Consider the following 17939-nt stretch of genomic DNA (forward strand, 5'->3'; position numbering starts at 1 on the left):
TGACATATAGCAGACGGAACAAGCGGGCGGCTGCGTTCTATTCTCCGGATAGACAACGGAGTATGTTTTCCATGGTACGTTTTATTTCGACCTCGTTGCTGGCACTGACCCTCACGACCGCGGGCACCGCCTCCATGGCCCAACCGGTGCCGCCGCCGCCCTGCCATGGCGAGCATTGCGACAAGTTCCCGCCGCGGCCCGGCGAACCCCTGCGCCACGACGATCGTCGCGACCATGACCGCCGCGACGCCCCTTGGGAACAGCAGCGTGACCATGACCAGCGCCGCGACCACGACGGACGCCATGACAATCGCCGCGATCACGACGATCGCCAGGATCCGCGCCGCGATCACGACGGACGCCATGACGAGCGGCGCCAGGACGGTCCCGGGTATCGTGCGGACCGGGACGGCGACCAGGACCGTGGAGAGCATCGCGGGAACGACCATTGCAAGCCGGGCGACCGCAACTGCAAACCGTCCCGCCCGAACTGAGATCGGCTGACGACCTCAACGCCCCGAGCATCTTGGGGCGTTTTTCCTTGGAGGGCAGATTCGGGGGCGAAAGTCGGAATTTTCGTCGCCTCCCGCTCTTCGAAGTCTTCAAAACTGAAACAACATCCCCATATCGACCACGTTCGCGTGAACATGCGCAACAATTGCGTTTCCGCGACGGTTTCCCCTGCGACACGCGTTATTCAGATGTGGCGCCCCGGCAATGGGCCGTCGCCTCGGCAACGCCGCAGGCATGATTGGAGGTTCTACATGGCCAGCTATACCAACCTTCCCGCCCCGTCCCCCGAACAGGGCCTGAACCGTTACATGCAGGAAATCCGCAAGTTCCCCCTGCTGGAGCCGGAGGAAGAATACATGCTGGCCAAGAGCTGGGTGGACCACCAGGATTCCAGCGCGGCGCACCGGCTTGTCACCTCTCACCTTCGCCTGGCGGCCAAGATCGCCATGGGTTATCGCGGCTACGGCCTGCCGCAGGCCGAGGTGATTTCCGAGGCGAACGTGGGCCTGATGCAGGCCGTTAAGCGGTTCGACCCGGAAAAGGGTTTCCGTTTGGCCACCTATGCGATGTGGTGGATCCGCGCCTCGATCCAGGAATACATCCTGCGGTCGTGGAGCCTTGTGAAGCTGGGCACCACTTCGGCCCAGAAGAAGCTGTTCTTCAACCTGCGCAAGGCGAAGGCCAAGGTCGGCGCGTTGGAGGAAGGCGATCTGCGCCCCGAGAACGTGGCCCGCATCGCGACGGACCTGAACGTGTCGCAGGAAGAGGTCATCTCCATGAACCGCCGTCTGGCCGGTTCCGACGCCTCGCTGAACGCGACGGTGGGGTCCGAGGATGGCGGAGCCCAATGGCAGGACTGGCTGGAGGACGAGGACAGCGATCAGGCCGCCGATTATGCCGAGCGGGACGAGCTGGAAACCCGGCGCGAGTTGCTGATGCAGGCGATGGACGTGCTGAACGACCGCGAAAAGGACATCCTTGCGCAGCGCCGCCTGTCGGATGAACCTGTGACGCTGGAAGACCTGTCCGAAACCTATGGCGTCAGCCGCGAACGCATCCGCCAGATCGAGGTTCGCGCGTTCGAGAAGCTGCAGAACAAGATGCGCGATCTGGCCCGCGGCAAGGGCATGGCCATCCCGGCCTGATCCTGCCTTCTGATTCAAAAAACGCCCGCGAGAAATCGCGGGCGTTTTTCGTTCAGTCTTCCATCGCTTCCAGTTCGTCGATGAAGCCCGCGATCATCGCAAGGCCCTTGTCCCAGAAGGCGGGATCGGAGGCGTCGAGGCCGAAGGGGGCCAGAAGCTCCTTGTGATGCTTCGATCCGCCGGCCTTCAGCATCTCGAAGTACTTGTCCTGGAAGTCGGCCCCGCCCTCGGCATAGACGGCGTAGAGCGCGTTCACGAGGCCATCGCCGAAGGCATAGGCATAGACGTAGAAGGGCGAGTGCACGAAGTGCGGGACGTAGGACCAGAACGTCTCATACCCGTCCATGAACTCGAAGGCGTCGCCTAGGGACTGTGCCTGCACGGACATCCACAGGGCGTTGATGTCGTCCGGCGTCAGCTCGCCTTCCGCACGGGCGGCGTGCAGCTTGCATTCGAAGTCGTAGAAGGCGATCTGGCGGACGACCGTGTTGATCATGTCCTCCACCTTGCCGGCCAGCAGGGTCTTGCGCTCGGCCTTCGTCTTGGCTCCGTCCAAGAGCTTGCGGAAGGTCAGCATCTCGCCGAACACGCTTGCCGTTTCGGCCAGAGTCAGGGGGGTGGAGGACAGGAGTTCCCCCTGTTCCGCCGCCAGCACCTGATGGACGCCATGCCCCAGTTCGTGCGCCAGCGTCATCACGTCGCGCGGTTTGCCGAGGTAGTTGAGCATCACGTAAGGGTGCACCGTCGTGACCGTCGGATGCGCGAACGCCCCCGGCGCCTTCCCTGGCTTCACGCCCGCGTCGATCCAGCCCTTGGTGAAGAACGGTTCCGCGAGCTGCCCCATGCGCGGGTCGAAGGCGTTGTAGGCGTCGCGGACGGTGGCGCAGGCTTCGTCCCAGCCGATGGTGCGGGGCGTTTCGGTCGGAAGGGGGGCGTTGCGGTCCCAGACCTGCAGCGTATCGAGGCCGAGCCACTTCGCCTTCAGCCGGTAATAGCGGTGGGACAGCTTCGGATAGGCCGCGACGACGGCATTGCGCAGGGCCTCCACCACCTCCGGCTCTACATGGTTGGACAGGTGGCGACCGGTCTGGGGCGTCGGCATCTTGCGCCAGCGGTCCTCGATCTCCTTCTCTTTCGCCAGCGTGTTGTGGATGCGGGCGAAGAGCTTGATGTTCTTGTCGAAGACCACGGCCAGCGCGCGGGCGGCCGCTTCGCGCTTCGCGCGCTGGCCGTCGGTCAGCAGGTTCAGCGCAGCTTCGAGGTTCAGCTCCTCGCCATCCACGGTGAACATCATGCCGGCGGTGGTTTCATCGAACAGACGGTTCCACGCGGCGGCGCCCACGGTGGACTGGTCGTGCAGGAAGGTTTCCAGCTCGTCGCTCAGCTGGTGCGGGCGCATGGCGCGCATCCGTTCGAACACCGGACGATAGCGGGCGAGATCGGCGTTTTCCGCCAGAAGCCCGTCCAGATGCACGTCGTCCAGCCGGTTAAACTCCAGCGTGAAGAACACGAGCGGGGTGGTCGCTTCCGTGATCTCGTCCTGCGCGTCGGACATGAACTTGGCACGCTCGCTGTCCATGGTGTTCTGGTAATAGCGCAGGCCGGCATAGGACATCAGGCGGCCGGCGGTGATGTCGATCTGTTCGTAAAGTTTGACGCAGTCCAGCAGCGCGGCCGCGTCCAGCGTTGCCAGCTTGCCTTGGTAGGTGGCGGCGAAGCGGGCGCAGGTGTCGCGCACCCAGTCCATGTCGCGTTCGACTTCCGGCGCGTCGGGGGCGGCGTAGAGGTCCGTCAGGTCCCATTCCGGCAGCTTGCCGAACGCACCCCCGCCGCTGGTGGTGGCGTCGAAGACAGGGCGGGGCAGGGTCATGGAGTGTCCTTTCAGTTTCACCCCATGTAGGCCCGGCCCCCGCCGGAGTTCAAGTGAGCGAGCCCCAGAGGTCGTATTCGCTGGCCTCGTCCACGCGCACGGTAACCATGTCGCCGGGCTTCAGATGCTCGAACCCTTCATCGATGAACAGGTTGCCGTCGATTTCGGGCGCGTCGGCCTTGGTGCGGCAGGTGGCGCCGTCTTCGTCCACCTCGTCCACGATGACCTGTTGGAGGGTTCCGACCTTGCGGGTCAGCTTCGCTTCGGAAATGGCTTGCGCCTTTTCCATAAAGCGGTCCCAGCGTTCCTGCTTCACCTCGGCTGGGACATGGTCGGGCAGGTCGGCCGAGCGGGCACCGGCCACGTTCTCGTATTGGAAGCAGCCGACGCGATCCAGCTGCGCCTCGTCCAGCCAGTCCAGCAGGGTCTGGAACTCGGCCTCCGTTTCGCCGGGATAGCCGACGATGAAGGTGGACCGCAGGGTGATGTCGGGGCAGGCGGCGCGCCATGCGGCGATTTCATCCAGCGTCCGCGCGGCGGCGGCGGGACGCGCCATCCTCTTCAGCGTGTCGGGATGGGCGTGCTGGAACGGGATGTCGAGGTAGGGCAGCACCAGCCCCTCCGCCATCAGCGGGATCAGGTCGCGCACATGCGGATAGGGGTAGACGTAATGCAGCCGCACCCATGCGCCCAACTTGCCCAGCTCACGGCTCAGGTCCGTGATGTGCGCGCGGACGTCGCCGCCCTTCCACGGGGCGAAGTCGTGCTTGCGGTCAAGACCATAGGCCGAGGTATCCTGCGAGATGACCAGCAGTTCCTTCACGCCCGCCTCGACCAGCTTTTCGGCCTCGCGCAGCACGGCATGGGCGGGACGGCTGACCAGACGGCCGCGCATGTCCGGAATGATGCAGAACTTGCACTTGTGGTTGCAGCCCTCCGAAATCTTCAGATAGCTGAAATGCCGCGGCGTCAGGCTGATGCTTTGCGCGGGCAGCAGGTCGAAATAGGGATCGGGCTTCGGCGGGACGGCGCGGTGCACGGCGTCCAGCACGGCTTCGTACTGGTGCGGACCGGTGACGGCCATGACCTTGGGATGCGCGCCCGTGATGTATTCGGGATCCGCGCCGAGGCAGCCGGTGACCAGCACCTTGCCGTTCTCGCGCAGCGCCTCGCCAATGGCGTCAAGGCTTTCGGCCTTGGCGGAATCGAGGAACCCGCAGGTGTTTACGATGACTGCATCCGCGCCCTTGTAATCGGGGCTGATGGCGTAGCCTTCGGCCCGCAGGCGGGTCAGTATGCGTTCGCTGTCCACCAGCGCCTTGGGGCAGCCAAGGCTGACCATGCCGATGGTCGGCTGGCCGGCGCGCGGGGGCGCGTCGATCACGATCCTGGGGGCCAGGTCGGGGCGGAGATTCGGCGGGTTCTGGGTCATCGCGCCCATATAGCGATGGGCGGCCCCTCACGGAAGAGGGTTCAGAGCAAGGCCGCCTTGCGCAGGGCGGCAAGATCGCGTGATCCTGTGCAGAAGCAGGCGACGCGCAACTGCCCTTCCAGCACGGCGAACACCTCGGCCACCGCGTCGGGGCCCTTGATCGCGGCGACCAGCAAGGGGGCAGCGAACCCAGCAAGATCCGCGCCCAGCCGGATCGCCCGCGCCGCATCCAGCCCGTTCGTCACCCCCCCCGAGGCGATGAGGGTGCTGTCGGGGCAGGCGGCGCGGATCTGGCGGAGGGCGGTGGCGGTGGGAATGCCCCAGTCGGCAAAGGCCGCAGCGATGGCGGCGTCGCGGGGGGAGGTGGTCCTTGCCCCTTCCACCGCCGCCCAGCTGGTGCCGCCGGCGCCGGCCGTATCGAAATGACCGATGCCTTCGTTCGCCAGCAACCCGGCCATCCGGCCCGACAGGCCCGCACCCACTTCCTTGACCACGACGGGCACGGGCAGGTCCCGCGCCAGCGTCCCGATTTTCGCCAGCAACCCGCGCCAGTCGCGGTCGCCTTCGGGTTGCAACGCTTCTTGCAGGGGGTTGAGGTGGATGATCAGGGCGTCCGCCTCGATCGCCTCCACCGCGCGGCGGGCGTGATCGGTGCCATATCCAAGGTTGAACTGCGCGGCCCCTAGGTTGGCAAGGATCGGGATGTCGGGCGCCGCCCGCCGCAACGAGTGGTCCAATCCCCCCGCATCCCCCGTTTCCAGCGCCACGCGCTGCGAGCCGACGGCCAGCGCCACGCCCGCCGCCTGACAGGCCGCCGCAAGGTTCGCGTTGATGCCTGCCGCCCGCGCCGGCCCCCCGGTCATGGAACTGACAAGGAAGGGCAGCGCCACCCGCCGACCCAGAAAGTCCGTCGTCAGGTCGATCGCGTCAAGATGCAGATCGGGGAGGGCCACATGCTCGAACAGGACCGAATCCAATCCGGTTTTTCCGTTGCCCGCGGCCCGACCCTCCAGCACGATGTCCAGATGCTGGGACTTGCGTTCGCTGGTCATGGGCGGGGGGTTCCGAAAGCTAGTGTTTGACATGAGGCCGTGGTCGTCCAGATAGTGCCTGATGACATCTGCGGCAAACGTAAGCGACCCTGATATGAACATGACGCCCGACCTTGCACTGGCCGGAAGCCACGCGGAACGCTTTGCGGTCTTCCGCGCGGCGCTGGAGCAGAGGATGCTTCGCCATGTCGGCGCGCCCGCGGGCGCGCCTGCGCGCCTGATGGCGGCGTCCGCGGACGCGATCTTGGCCTCGGGCAAGCGGATGCGGCCCTTCCTCGTGCATCTGGCGGGGGCGGGGGCGGACGACACGGCCCTTCTGGACGCCGGATGCGCGCTGGAGATGGTTCATTCGGCCTCGCTGATCCTGGACGATCTGCCCTGTATGGACGATTCAGGCCTGCGCCGCGGGCGTCCCGCGACCCATGTGGCCTGGGGGCAGGCGACGGCGATCCTGGGGGCGGTGGGCCTGCTGAACCAGTCCTATGCGATTCTGGGCACCCTGCCGGCCACCGACGCGCAGCGTGTGGCGCTGGTGAACGTGCTGTCGTCGGCCGTGGGCTGGGGCGGACTGGTCGCGGGGCAGGAATATGACGTGAACGGTTTTGGCGTGGACGAAGATCCCGCCTCGGTCCTGCAACGCATCGACCAGGTGAACCGTATGAAGACCGGCGTCCTTCTTGTGGCGGCGGTGGAGATGGGGGCGATCCTTGCCGGTCAGGACGATACCCGGCGCGGTCATCTGCGACAATTTGCCACCGATCTGGGGCAGGCCTTCCAGATCGCGGACGATCTGGGCGACGGCATGAAGACCGCCGAGGAATTCGGCAAGGACGTGGGCAAGGACGTGGGCAAGGACACCTTCGTGGCCGAACTGGGCCCCGAACGCGCCCTGCGCCGCTGCCTGGATCTGCTGCTGCGGGCCCAGCACGCGCTGGATGCGGCGGGCGTGGATCCGGCGCCGTATCAGTGGATGATCGGGGAGGTGTTCGACCGCGACCTGCTGGTGGCGCGCATGGCGACACGCCGTGAAGAAAAGGTGTCCTCGTGATGGGTTGGATCGTTCCGGTTGTCGTCGTCATCGCCACCGTTGCCTTCATGGAATGGGTGGCGTGGGCGTCGCACAAGTACATCATGCACGGCTGGGGCTGGGGCTGGCACAAGTCCCACCACGAGGAGACGCATGGCCCGTTCGAGATGAACGACCTTTACGCCGTGGTCTTCGCCGTCTTCGCCATCGGCCTGTTCCTGGCCGGCGAATGGTGGTGGCGGCCCGCGACATGGCTGGGCATCGGCGTCACGCTGTATGGCGTGCTGTATTTCGTCGCCCATGACGGTCTGGTGCACAAGCGCTGGCCCTTCAACTATATCCCCCGCAAAGGCTACGCCAAGCGGCTGTACCAGGCGCACCGCCTGCACCACGCGGTGGAGGGGAAGGAGGGCTGCGTATCCTTCGGCTTCATCTGGGCCAAGCCCGTCAAGGCGCTGGTGAAGGAGCTCGACCAGAACAAGCGCACCGACCGGGATCTGGTGCGCGACGTTCAGGACGGCCGCTGATAAAGACCGACACGCGGCCTGGGCTTTGCGAACCGGCTGCGCGCCACATCCAAGGAGGCTGCGGCGAACAGCGCCGCCTTTTCGGCCTTCGTCGTGCTGACGCGCTGGTCCCACGCGGCCGGGCCGCCCTTGCGCAGCTTCACCCCGATGGCCCGATAGACCCGCCGCGCGGCGGCGATGGCCAGCGCGGATCGCGGGGGCAGGGCCGCCATGCCGGTCAGGGCGCTGTCGTAATACGCCTCGGCCAAGTCCAGAAGATGCAGGGCCACGCGGTACAGGTCGTCGCGGCTGCGGTCGCCCAGCAGGTCCTGCGGCAGGTAGGAGCGTCCGGCGGCTGCATCCTCCATCACGTCGCGGGCGATGTTGGTCAGCTGGAACCCGATGCCGAGGTCCGAGGCGCGGTCCAGAACCTCCGGATCGCGGGCGCCCATGATCTGCGCCATCATCACGCCCACCACGCCCGCCACGTGATAGCAATAATCCAGCAGATCCTTGGTGGTGCGATATTCCCGTTCGGCCACGTCCATGGCGAAACCGTCCAGAAGCTGGTTCGGATAGAGCGCGGGGATCGCGTTGCGCTGGGCCACGCGGCGCAGGGATTCGAACACCGGATCCGTTTGCGGTTCCCCCGCCAGCGCCGCCGCCGTCTGCGCGCGCAGGGTCGCCAGCCGCTGCATCTGCCCCGGTCGGAAATCCGGACTTTGCGTCATGCCATGATCCTGCCCGTCGATCACGTCGTCGCAATGGCGGCACCAGGCGTACAGCATCACGCAATCGTCGCGGATCTGACGGTCGAAGATGCGGGCGGCGGCAGCGAAGCTTTTGGAGCCCTTGGCGATACTGTCCTCGGCATGGGCGACGGTGGTGTCGGTCATATCATCAGCCCTGCCGTGGCTTCGGCGCTGCCCACGACACCAGGGATGCCCGCGCCCGGATGCGTGCCCGCGCCCACGATGTAGAGGTTCGACAGCTTTTCATCCCGGTTGTGTGGACGGAACCACGCGCTTTGCGTCAGGATCGGCTCGATCGAAAAGGCGCTGCCCATGTGGGCGTTCAGCTCGTCGCGGAAGTCGAAGGGGGTGAAGTGGCGCACGGTCATCAGGTCACGGCGCAGGTTGGGGATGTAGTGCGCCTCCAGATAGTCGAGGATGCGGTCGCGGTATTGCGGGCCGACCACGTTCCAGTCGATGTCGGCCTGCCCCAGATGCGGCACGGGGGACAGCACGTAATAGGCGCTGCACCCTTCGGGTGCGAGGCTGTCATCCGTGACCGACGGCGCGTGCAGATACAGCGAGAAGTCGTCCTGCAACTCGCTCCCGTGGAAGATTTCCTGGATCAGCGCGCGATAGCGTTTGCCGAACAGGACCATGTGGTGGCGCAGGTCGGGCCGTTCGCCCCGCAGCCCGAAATAAGTCACGAACAGCGACATCGAATGCCGCTTTTTCGCCAGTGCCGGCCCCTTCGGGCTTCCCAGCAGCTTCGAATAGGTGTGCACCACATCCGCGTTGCTGGCGATCATGTCGAAGGCGTGCCGCTGGCCGTTCACGCGCAGCGCGGTGGCACAGTTGCCTTCCGTCTCGATCTCCTCCACCTCGGCGTTGCAGTGAAGGATGCCGCCCAGATCCTGGAACAGGTTCACCATGCCCTGCACCAGCGCCCCAGTGCCACCCTTGGCGAACCAGACGCCGCCCTGCCGTTCCAGCGCATGGATGAGGGCGTAGATCGACGACGTCTCGAACGGGTTGCCTCCGACCAGCAGCGTGTGGAAGCTGAAGGCCTGCCGAAGCTGGTCGTCCTTGATGAACTGCGCGACCATGGAATAGACCGACCGCCACGCCTGCAATTTCGCCAGTTGCGGCCCCGCCTTGATCATCGACCGGAACTGAAGGAACGGGACGGTCCCCAGCTTTTCATACCCTTCGCGGTACACATCCTGCGAATAGCGCAGGAAGCGGCGATAGCCCGCCACGTCCTGCGGCGACTTCAGCGCGATCTGGCGGTCGATGGCGTCCTGATCGTCGGCATAGTCGAACTTGAACCCGTCTTCCCAGCACAGCTGGTAGAAGGGCGCCACGGGGAGGAGGGTGACGTAATCCTCCATCCGCCGACCGGACAGGCGCCACAGCTTCTTCAGGCATTCGGGATCGGTGATGACGGTCGGCCCCGCGTCGAAGGTGAAGCCCGCATCCTTGTAAACGTAAGCACGGCCGCCCGGCAGGTCGCGCTTCTCGAACAAGGTGGTCCGGATGCCCGCGGATTGCAGGCGGATGGCCAGCGCAAGGCCGCCAAGGCCTGCGCCGATCACGGCGGCGGTTCTGTCAGACATGGGGGATCCTTTCAGGCAGGGCGCGCAGGGCTCGACCCAGCGGAACGGGGGGCTTGCCGATCAGGATGCGCGCTATGTCGGCTGTGGTGGTGCGGCCGGCGTAAAAGCGTTCGATCAACGGTTCGGGCAGCCGGTAGAAGCGCTGCATCACGTGACGGCGCTGGGCGGGATCGGCGGCGCGGAACAGCATGCGGTTCAGCAGGCGATAGAAGCCGCTGGTCCGTGCCAGCGCGTCACGCCGTATGGCCTGCGCCAGATTGGCAGAGCCTTCGGCCCAGTGCCGTTCCACCACCGCCGAGGTGCGCACCGCATCGGGCAGGGAATAGCCCGTTACGGGGTGGAACTGGGCCGCCCGCATCCCGATGCGCGGCAGATCGGCATCGGCCCAGAACCGTGCGGCGTCGAAACCCAGCATCAGGGGCAGGGCGCCCGATTCCTCGGCCACGATGTCGTGGATATGCCACCCCTGGGTGACGGCATAGGCGGCGATGTCACGGCGCACCGCCTCGGCCGGAAGGTCTGCGGTATCGGAGTAGCGCGTATCCTCGATCAGCAGACGGGTCGCGCCAAAGGGCAGGACATAGACAAAGCGGTAGCCGTCGATCTGGTCCACCGTCGCGTCCATGATGATCGGGCGCTTCAAGCCATGGGGTGCGGCAAGTTCCACCTCCTGCCCCAGAAACTTCTGGAAGGCGAGGTCCAGCGCCGGATGCGCCTGCACCCCACGTGCATCGATGACACAGTCGGCCTGCACCCGCGTGCCTTCGCTCAGTAGAAGGTGGTCGCTGGCCAGAACATCCACCCTCGCCGGATGAACGGTCAAACATGGGTGCTGCAAGGCGGCCCGTAGGCGCGCGGGCGTGATGGTGGCGTAACCTGCCCGCAACTGGCGGCGGTAGGCGGGAAAACGCACATCCTGTCCGAGCCATTCATGCGCGATGGCCGGGTCCAGCCAGTCGCGGTCGTCGTCCGACACGTCATGCTGATGGAAGGACCAGGTCCGGCCGTCCAGAGGCGCAGGATCGAAGATGTGGATGCGCGGCGGGGCGGGACGCGCCAGAAGCCGCAGAGCCGTGATGGCGCTGGCAAGGCCCCCACCGGCCATCGCAATCTGTGTCTGCATCCGTCCCTCTTCACGTTGGAGGGATGGTAGCGGACGGCACCGGAAAGGCGAGGGGAATTCGCAGGAAATCTGCGTCCGGTCTGGGAGCCGGGAAGATGATTTCCACAGCGATTTCTTGGAAGTACCCTGGCAGCCCGTAGGGGAGTCGAACCCCTCTTTTCAGGTTGAAAACCTGACGTCCTAACCGATAGACGAACGGGCCACTTGGGTAGCGGGCTTCTACGCAGAAGCGCCGGAGGGCGCAAGAGGGAAAGTTGCGTGGGCGAGGGATTTTCTTGCCGGGAAGCGCAGGGCGTCGCGAAGGTTGGGAGCGTTACCGGAGCGAGGGTGTTTCAGGGATCGCGGCAGATCGCCCGGGACAAGGTTGGGCGGCTCAACATCACGGATCGATTGGCCGGCGCTGTACCGTTCACTACCGGCCACGATGTTCAGACCGGCAATGTGGGCGCCCCGCCTACGCTGCGGCGCTTGCCCACCCGATTCTTAAGATAGCGGCGCAGAGGCTCATCGAGATGGTAGGTGCCGATCCACGACACGACGAGTACGGTCACTACGATCGAAAAGCCGATCATGGGCTTATGGTTTTCCCATTGCTCTCCCAGCAAGACCTTGGCGACGCCCGTTTGGAACAAGACGATCGGCGCGTGAAGGATGTATATGCCGTAGGACAAGCGTCCCAGGTGGTTGCACAGGACAGCGGCGGCGCCCTGGATCTGGTAGGCACCTCCGGCCATGAAGGCGAGGGGGAACACCACGGTCACCCAGAACGTGCTGATCTCCACAGCCCCTTTTGGAAGCGCCACGAAGGCAAAGCAAAGCATGGAGAGGTAGAACGGAAGGCGCGCGGTCTGCAAATGCGTCAGGAAGTGCCTGAAGATCACGACCCCAATGCTGAACGAGAACCAGAAACGCGCCGAGCCGCCCAACGCCGTGGAAGTGCTCCACCCCATATCAAGCGTTCCCCATTGACCTGCTTGATGAAGCAGGACGGCCAAGGAAATCGCAATGATGGCCAACAGGGCTCTCGTACCCAAGCGAACCGCAAGAAGCGCATAGAGAATGTTGTACCAGAACTCAAAGCTCAGGCTCCAGGCTGAAGGCGCAAACGGATAGGGTGTGAAGCCCCATTCCACCGCCGAAGGCCAAGGGGCGAGCAGGAGGGTTGCGGGCAGAACGTCAATTATCTGTCCCGGAGTGGGGGCATCATCGATACCTGCGATTTGTTTCATCAGAAAATAAGTGGCGCCGATGCAGCACGCCATCAGATAAAGAGGATAAAGCCTCAGCACCCTGGTCCAAATGAACGACAGGAGTGACCGGGTGCCACTGATAAGCGATTCCTCATAGGACAGAGCTATGACAAATCCGCTCATGAGGAAGAATAGATCTACAGCAAGAAAGGAGCTTTCCAGAACCCTCAACCCGCCAAAATATTCCTTGATATGATATAGAAAAACACAGACAGCCGCTATTCCGCGTGCACCATCCAAAGCCGGGAAGTGCGCCCTCTTGTCACTCATAATAACTCTACTATTTAATTAAAAATTATACACGCAGATCATCTGCTAGTAGAGCTAAACATATGCGCGAATATACCGCTAGTAGTTTATCCTGCGACTAAGAAGCGTGGCGTCTTGATTTGTTGGTGTGACAATCCGTACATGCACATCGTATCGAAGACAATCTGTCGGCCCTGGAACAACCCGTTGATTTAAATCTTCATTTTTCCTAAATACAAGAGGATGAGGCATGCTCCGCGGCGTGCGAAGCGGTGTCGCACTCCAAGCAGGGCCAAATTTACGACAAAAAGCGACTTTACTGACTTGGGATGTCCATCCTGCAGAGATCCTCTATAAGAGCGGCTTTCCTAAAATGCTCTTTATTGGCTCTGGTGTCAGGTGCTGCACGATCTTCTGGTTCAACGGCCAGGCTTCGGGCCGAGGCTGCGTGCTTTGAGTGCGGCCGTTTCCGCAGCCTTATCCATCAAGCGGAAACTGCGTCCGTAATAGAGGGCGGCGACCATCAATATCGTCTCCACGCCGAATTGGAAGAAGAATACGACCTCCACTCCCATCAGCATCATCTGTCGCACCATGAACAGGGCCAGGAACAACGACGCGGCCGATCGGGTGCGCACGGCCCATACTAGGCTGAAATACACGGCCGAGAAGAAGAGAGCAGCCTGCATGGCCACGCCGATCAGCCCGATTTCGACGGCGTTGGAGATCAGCGTGTTGTGGAAGTTGAAGCCGGATCTGCCTCCGATGCCAAACTGTGCCCACAACTCTTCGGCGCGGGGGTTGCCCTGAACCCAGAAGGCTTGGAAGCCCGTCCCCAGGAACGGCCGCTGCAGGATCTCGCTGAAGGCGACGCTCCACAAATCGGTACGCCCCGTGAGGGTGACGTCTTTCCCGGTCGTATTCAGGAAGGCCAAGGCAAGCTTATCCGCCATGGTCGAAAGCATGACCGCCGCCGCCGTGATAAGAACCACGCTCAATATAATGACGATCACGCGTGCGTTCGTCTTCATCCGCTGCAGCAGCAGGATGGGCGCGACGGCTGCCAGGGAGGCGGCCACGGCCACCAAGGCGCCCGTCGATTGTCCCATCACCATGAGCATGGCCCCCAGCCCGGCTCCCGGCAGGGCCAGCCCCCGCCAGAACCGAGGCATCCGCCGGTCAAGGAGAACAGCCAAGGAAACCAGAAGCAGCGTTCCCATCGCGAAGGCCAGCGCGTTCTTGCTGGCGTAGATTCCAAGAAAGCCCATGCCGTCGCCACGCGCCCGGCCCGACGCGAAACTCAGGACGGCTGCGATGCCATAGCTCAGCAAGACGATCTTGATCAGCGCTTGTGGTGTGATCCTCTGACAGATGGCGATCGCGATCATCACGGTCAGCAGAAGCTGGACCCCGTACCGCAAGCTGACGGCGGGATAATCCGACCACGCCAGCGAGACCAGGCACCAAAGTGCCATCACGATCAGCAACCATTCCCGGCGCAGGCCGCGCAGCAGATGGTCCGGACTGATCACCACGAGCGCCATTCCCCCTATCAGGAATAGCAAGACGCCCTTGGCGCCCAGAAGCGCAACTAGCGTCAGTCCCAAGAACGCGACGAACGAGGCCAGGATTTCAGGCGACCAAGGAATGGCGAGCCCCGTTCGGACGGCACGGCGTCTCCGCAACGGTTGCGGGAAGGCGGAAGGGGCGCTCTGCATGTGATCGACCTAGAAGCAGACAGGGATGGTTCAGCGTCGGAGTGAATAGGCAAGCGAGATCATAAACGGTGCAGGCTCGCTTATCCAGCCAGCGGCGTTCAAGTTCGGACGCGTCTCATTCATCAATACTCTGATCGTGAATGAAAGGCCATGAAGGATAAGCTAAGTGTTCCATCCCGGATGATCACATAGACCCTCGCCGGACTGCGCTCTTCATGGCAAGATCGATCCTGCGCGAGGTTCGGGACGGGAGGCGAGGATGCGGATCTCTCTTCACAGGCAGGCGACGACGACGCCAAAGATCCGGGCCGCGATCCAGGCGAGCATAGAACCCGCCTGGAGGGTTGCGGAGCGCTACGGCATCTCCGAGCAGACCGTCTGGAAGTGGCGCAATCGCGACAGCCTCCATTACCGCAGCCATACCGCGCACAGGCTTCAGACGACGCCCACGCCCGCGCAGGAGGCCGTGACGGTGTCCGTGCGCAAGACCCTGCTGCTGCCGCTGGACGACCTGGTGTCGGTGGTGCGTGAGTTCCTGAACCCGCACGTCTCGCGCTTCGGCCTGAACCGCTGCCTGCGCCGGCATGGGACGGGGAACCTGCGTGCGCTGAGGCCTGTTGCGCCACGGCCTGCGCATGGGGCCTTCAAGGCCTACGAGCCGGGCTATGTGCATGTTGACGTGAAATACCTGCCGCAGATGGCGGACGAGGACCGGTGCCAGTATCTGTTCGTCGCCATCGACCGTGCCACGCGATGGGTCTTCGTGCGCATCTACACGGCCAAGACCGCCGCCAACGCCCGGCGCTTCTTGCGTGACCTGGAGCGTGCCGCACCGATGACGATCACCCGCGTGCTCACCGACAATGGCAAGGAGTTCACCGACCGTCTGTTCGGCCTTCGCCGCCGAGCTTCCACGGGCAACCACGACTTCGACCGCCTTTGCGCCGACCTCGGCATCGAGCATCGTCTGGCCCCACCCATGCACTCCCAGACCAATGGCATGGTCGAGCGCTTCAACGGACGGATCGAGGACGTGTTGCAAAGCCACCGCTTCCGCAGCGGCGAGGATCTCGAACAGACGATCCTGCGCTACGTCCGCCTCTGCAACGGTCAGCTCCCGCAATCGGTGCTCAAGGGCCGAACGCCTATCGACGCCCTCAAGGACCGGCAGAAACAAAAGCCAGACCTCTTCAGGAAGCGACCCTGCAATCACGCGGGATGTGACAACTAGTCTGGTTCTGCAGCAGAGAGCCCTGCGGTTGAGAATCTTTATCTCGCATTTCAACGACATTTCTTTTCCGCGGCTTCGAGATCTGCACCTTCACGATATTGGCAGCGAGTTGTGGGACGCATTCTGAAACGACATCTCCAATGGGCAGAGCCACGTTCGCAGAGATGTCAGTCGCCCTCACCTTGGGAGAGGATGTGCGGCCGACTTTATTCGCCTCAGGTTGCCGCGCCGACGCCCGCGCCCCCTCTGCACATTTCGGAAGGTGTTTCTGAAAACGCCGTTCGTCACGGCAGGCGGCCGAAAGTTTTCCGGATGAAGCTGTGCCAAGGATTCTCGATGACATCCCGGCACTCAAAGTCATGATGTCATTGCCCTCAGTTCGGTCAAACGACGCCCGGGGGTCATCGAACGCCCATCAGGTTCTTTCGACTTGATTGGCACCACGGTCGCCAAACATCCGGATGGCTTGCATCAAAGCGTCTTCATGCGCCTTCATCTGGCGATGGGGGTTCAGTTCTGGTCTTTCCGCGGACCGGATCGCAGCCTCACTCAGCTTATCATAAAGTGCTACGTCCGAGTTCATCTTGTTCAGGGCCTCTGCCCAGACCTCAGGCGGGGCGTCTGCATCCAGGAGCAAGCCCCCGCCTTCCACGGCCTCCGGGATGCCGCCGCGCGTCGAAGCCAGCACAGGAATGCCGCTGATCTGCGCTTCGTTGACGACACGCCCGTAAGCCTCGTCCCACTGGCTCGGGACAAACAGGATCCGGCATTCCCCATAGACCTCGCGCATGTCCGAGCAGAACGGCTGATAGATCACGTTCGGCAAGGTGTAGCGGTTGGGATTAACGGGGTTGTCCTGCTCATCGGTGTCGGGAAGATTTCCGACGAAGGTGAACGGGATCTGGGGGCACAGCCGGGCCACCTCGTAAGCGGTGCGCAAGCCTTTCCGGAAGATCGGATTGATGAAGGTCACCCGGCGCCGGCTGCTAACGACCTTGTAATCCTCCAGCGGCATGAACGGGTAGATGACCTGTGCATTCGCGCCGTGCCGTGTCCGGTAGACCTCGGCCGTGAATTTCGAATTGGCGATCACCGGAAGATCGACCACCTCACGGAAATCACCCTTGTGCCATTCGTCTTCGACATCATGGACTTGGATGACCGTCGGAAGACCCGTGCGTCGTGCGCTGTGGGCAACTGGAACAACCGCACCCCCCATCACCACGATGACATCCGGTCGCTCCGCCTTCGCCACACCCTCCACCGCATCCTGCGGATTCCAAGAGCGCCATACGGGGTAGGAGAGGCGTGTGTCGCGCGAAGCGGCCGTTCCGGTGAAACGTTTGCGGGCGGCCATTCCGATCCGGTTGCGCAGGCTCAGAACGTCCCGTGCCTTCCGGAATCCCGAAAGAACGACCACCTCGTGTCCGCGGGATTTGAGCCCGAGGCACAGTTGGTGCAGCGTGTTCGCCATGCCGCCATAGGACTGAGGCATGTAGTAGTGCGTGTTCACAAACAGGATTTTCACGTCGCCGCTTCCGCCTTCTTCAGGATGCCCGAGCCATGCCGGGGGCCAGGATCTTGGTCAGCTTCCGACGCACGCGTGCGTTCAGGCGCTTGGCCTTGTAGGTCGCCTGCATGTAGGCCTTGCGTCCCCGGCTGATCTTCCGGCCGGCCATCAGTTCCTGCTGGGCCACGAGATAAGCGGGATGGTCATACCAGTCGCCGCAGAAGTGGCAGATGGCCGGGGAAACAGGGTGGCCTTCCTTGACGAATTGGCAGGAGCCTTCGATGACGTCGAGGTGAACCGCTCCCTGCGAATTCAATGGGGTCCGCATCAACCGGCCGCCGTCATCATAGAAACTCGTCACCCGCATCTGCGACAGCGCGAGCCCGAGGAGCGTTTCCTCCCCGGGGCCGGATTTGTCGAAGTCGAGAATCCCCAACTCTTCGGACCGGGCGTTGATGGCATGGGCAGTGGCGAAGACCTCTTCGGCGAACCTGCTTTTCCGATAGAAGTACACGCCTCCGTTGAACTTGGGGAAGGGCGTCCCATCCACACGTCGGATCGCCTCTCCCACATTCCTGATCCACAGGTCCGTGTCGCCGGCCGACAGGAACTTGGTCACGATGGGGCTGAAATCATACTGGCGGATCTGCTCCAGCTGCTCATGAAACGGTCTGGCGACGATGCAGTCGGCGTCGATGAAGAACGTCTCCTCGAACGGCGAATAATGATAAAGATCCGCCTTCAGGAGCGTGCCGGCGATTTCGACGGGATCGATCGGCACCCGGATGTCGAAGAGCGAGCCTACATCCTCCCGGTCCGTCACGATGGCGATGCGGAAGCCCGGCATATGCCGGCGCAACGAGCGCGCCAGGGATTCGGCCTGGTGGAAGTACTTGTCCGCACCGAAGGCCATCGTGATGAAACCGATTTTCTTGAGGTCGTCCATGCCGCTACACTCTGTCTTTT

The 17939-nt window shown here is 63.4% G+C and carries 15 protein-coding genes and 1 tRNA gene; 5 read left to right on the forward strand and 11 right to left on the reverse strand.

What is annotated here, in order from left to right; all coding sequences use genetic code 11:
- Positions 1 to 71: 71 nt before the first annotated feature.
- Positions 72 to 494, forward strand: a complete 423-nt coding sequence (locus tag ACSHZY_RS12610) for a hypothetical protein (protein WP_435169617.1) — start codon at positions 72 to 74, stop codon at positions 492 to 494.
- Positions 495 to 764: 270 nt separating this feature from the next.
- Positions 765 to 1658 (forward strand): RNA polymerase sigma factor RpoH, encoded by an 894-nt coding sequence (gene rpoH / locus ACSHZY_RS12615; RefSeq protein WP_435169619.1) that lies wholly within the window; start codon positions 765 to 767, stop codon positions 1656 to 1658.
- Positions 1659 to 1710: 52 nt separating this feature from the next.
- On the opposite strand, the gene ACSHZY_RS12620 is transcribed toward rpoH, so the two are convergent.
- The 3 genes from ACSHZY_RS12620 to fni are packed head-to-tail and all read right to left on the reverse strand — an operon-like array spanning position 1711 to position 6012.
- A complete protein-coding gene (locus tag ACSHZY_RS12620) occupies positions 1711 to 3528 on the reverse strand; it encodes a M3 family oligoendopeptidase (RefSeq protein WP_435169621.1) in 1818 nt (605 codons plus the stop codon).
- A gap of 49 nt (positions 3529 to 3577) precedes the next feature.
- Positions 3578 to 4969, reverse strand: a complete 1392-nt coding sequence (gene rimO / locus ACSHZY_RS12625) for a 30S ribosomal protein S12 methylthiotransferase RimO (RefSeq protein ID WP_435169622.1) — start codon at positions 4967 to 4969, stop codon at positions 3578 to 3580.
- Between the two features lie 32 nt (positions 4970 to 5001).
- Positions 5002 to 6012, reverse strand: a complete 1011-nt coding sequence (gene fni, locus ACSHZY_RS12630) for a type 2 isopentenyl-diphosphate Delta-isomerase (RefSeq protein ID WP_435169624.1) — start codon at positions 6010 to 6012, stop codon at positions 5002 to 5004.
- 100 nt (positions 6013 to 6112) lie between these two features.
- Here fni and ACSHZY_RS12635 point away from each other — a divergent pair, with 100 nt between their 5' ends.
- Positions 6113 to 7060, forward strand: a complete 948-nt coding sequence (locus tag ACSHZY_RS12635; RefSeq protein WP_435169625.1) for a polyprenyl synthetase family protein — start codon at positions 6113 to 6115, stop codon at positions 7058 to 7060.
- Positions 7060 to 7566, forward strand: a complete 507-nt coding sequence (locus tag ACSHZY_RS12640; protein WP_435169627.1) for a sterol desaturase family protein — start codon at positions 7060 to 7062, stop codon at positions 7564 to 7566. Before ACSHZY_RS12635 ends, ACSHZY_RS12640 begins: the two co-directional genes overlap by 1 nt.
- Here ACSHZY_RS12640 and ACSHZY_RS12645 read toward each other — a convergent pair.
- The 6 genes from ACSHZY_RS12645 to ACSHZY_RS12670 all read right to left on the reverse strand — a co-directional run bounded on the left by ACSHZY_RS12645 (position 7551) and on the right by ACSHZY_RS12670 (position 14232).
- On the reverse strand, positions 7551 to 8441 hold the full coding sequence (locus ACSHZY_RS12645) for a phytoene/squalene synthase family protein (RefSeq protein WP_435169629.1): 891 nt from the start codon (positions 8439 to 8441) through the stop codon (positions 7551 to 7553). The genes ACSHZY_RS12640 and ACSHZY_RS12645 overlap by 16 nt on opposite strands.
- Entirely contained in the window at positions 8438 to 9892 is a 1455-nt protein-coding gene (locus tag ACSHZY_RS12650; RefSeq protein ID WP_435169631.1) for a phytoene desaturase, read from the reverse strand. The genes ACSHZY_RS12645 and ACSHZY_RS12650 overlap by 4 nt, the downstream gene beginning before the upstream one ends.
- Positions 9885 to 11015, reverse strand: a complete 1131-nt coding sequence (crtY, locus tag ACSHZY_RS12655; protein WP_435169633.1) for a lycopene beta-cyclase CrtY — start codon at positions 11013 to 11015, stop codon at positions 9885 to 9887. Before crtY ends, ACSHZY_RS12650 begins: the two co-directional genes overlap by 8 nt.
- Before the next feature lie 127 nt (positions 11016 to 11142).
- Positions 11143 to 11217, reverse strand: a tRNA-Glu gene (locus ACSHZY_RS12660).
- Between the two features lie 226 nt (positions 11218 to 11443).
- Positions 11444 to 12535, reverse strand: a complete 1092-nt coding sequence (locus ACSHZY_RS12665; RefSeq protein WP_435169634.1) for an acyltransferase family protein — start codon at positions 12533 to 12535, stop codon at positions 11444 to 11446.
- A gap of 398 nt (positions 12536 to 12933) precedes the next feature.
- A complete protein-coding gene (locus ACSHZY_RS12670; RefSeq protein ID WP_435169635.1) occupies positions 12934 to 14232 on the reverse strand; it encodes an O-antigen ligase family protein in 1299 nt (432 codons plus the stop codon).
- Between the two features lie 259 nt (positions 14233 to 14491).
- Between ACSHZY_RS12670 and ACSHZY_RS12675 the strand changes: the two genes are divergently transcribed.
- On the forward strand, positions 14492 to 15463 hold the full coding sequence (locus tag ACSHZY_RS12675) for an IS481 family transposase (protein ID WP_435169637.1): 972 nt from the start codon (positions 14492 to 14494) through the stop codon (positions 15461 to 15463).
- A gap of 415 nt (positions 15464 to 15878) precedes the next feature.
- Here ACSHZY_RS12675 and ACSHZY_RS12680 read toward each other — a convergent pair whose 3' ends face one another.
- Together ACSHZY_RS12680 and ACSHZY_RS12685 are read right to left on the reverse strand one after the other, a co-directional pair.
- Positions 15879 to 16991, reverse strand: coding sequence for a glycosyltransferase (locus ACSHZY_RS12680; RefSeq protein WP_435169638.1), 1113 nt, complete (start codon positions 16989 to 16991; stop codon positions 15879 to 15881).
- Positions 16992 to 17010: 19 nt separating this feature from the next.
- The gene (locus tag ACSHZY_RS12685; RefSeq protein ID WP_435169640.1) at positions 17011 to 17919 is read right to left on the reverse strand and encodes a hypothetical protein; all 909 of its coding nucleotides are present in this window, start codon (positions 17917 to 17919) and stop codon (positions 17011 to 17013) included.
- Between the last annotated feature and the right edge of the window lie 20 nt (positions 17920 to 17939).

This window comes from Falsirhodobacter sp. 1013 (assembly GCF_051195255.1).
GTDB lineage: Bacteria > Pseudomonadota > Alphaproteobacteria > Rhodobacterales > Rhodobacteraceae > Falsirhodobacter.

Bases quoted from the DNA above. Each gene is read 5' to 3' on its own strand.
- ACSHZY_RS12610 (WP_435169617.1), top strand. From the start codon at position 72: ATGGTACGTTTTATTTCGACCTCGTTGCTGGCACTGACCCTCACGACC.
- rpoH (WP_435169619.1), top strand. From the start codon at position 765: ATGGCCAGCTATACCAACCTTCCCGCCCCGTCCCCCGAACAGGGCCTG.
- ACSHZY_RS12620 (WP_435169621.1), bottom strand. From the start codon at position 3,528: ATGACCCTGCCCCGCCCTGTCTTCGACGCCACCACCAGCGGCGGGGGT.
- rimO (WP_435169622.1), bottom strand. From the start codon at position 4,969: ATGGGCGCGATGACCCAGAACCCGCCGAATCTCCGCCCCGACCTGGCC.
- fni (WP_435169624.1), bottom strand. From the start codon at position 6,012: ATGACCAGCGAACGCAAGTCCCAGCATCTGGACATCGTGCTGGAGGGT.
- ACSHZY_RS12635 (WP_435169625.1), top strand. From the start codon at position 6,113: ATGACGCCCGACCTTGCACTGGCCGGAAGCCACGCGGAACGCTTTGCG.
- ACSHZY_RS12640 (WP_435169627.1), top strand. From the start codon at position 7,060: ATGGGTTGGATCGTTCCGGTTGTCGTCGTCATCGCCACCGTTGCCTTC.
- ACSHZY_RS12645 (WP_435169629.1), bottom strand. From the start codon at position 8,441: ATGACCGACACCACCGTCGCCCATGCCGAGGACAGTATCGCCAAGGGC.
- ACSHZY_RS12650 (WP_435169631.1), bottom strand. From the start codon at position 9,892: ATGTCTGACAGAACCGCCGCCGTGATCGGCGCAGGCCTTGGCGGCCTT.
- crtY (WP_435169633.1), bottom strand. From the start codon at position 11,015: ATGCAGACACAGATTGCGATGGCCGGTGGGGGCCTTGCCAGCGCCATC.
- ACSHZY_RS12665 (WP_435169634.1), bottom strand. From the start codon at position 12,535: ATGAGTGACAAGAGGGCGCACTTCCCGGCTTTGGATGGTGCACGCGGA.
- ACSHZY_RS12670 (WP_435169635.1), bottom strand. From the start codon at position 14,232: ATGCAGAGCGCCCCTTCCGCCTTCCCGCAACCGTTGCGGAGACGCCGT.
- ACSHZY_RS12675 (WP_435169637.1), top strand. From the start codon at position 14,492: ATGCGGATCTCTCTTCACAGGCAGGCGACGACGACGCCAAAGATCCGG.
- ACSHZY_RS12685 (WP_435169640.1), bottom strand. From the start codon at position 17,919: ATGGACGACCTCAAGAAAATCGGTTTCATCACGATGGCCTTCGGTGCG.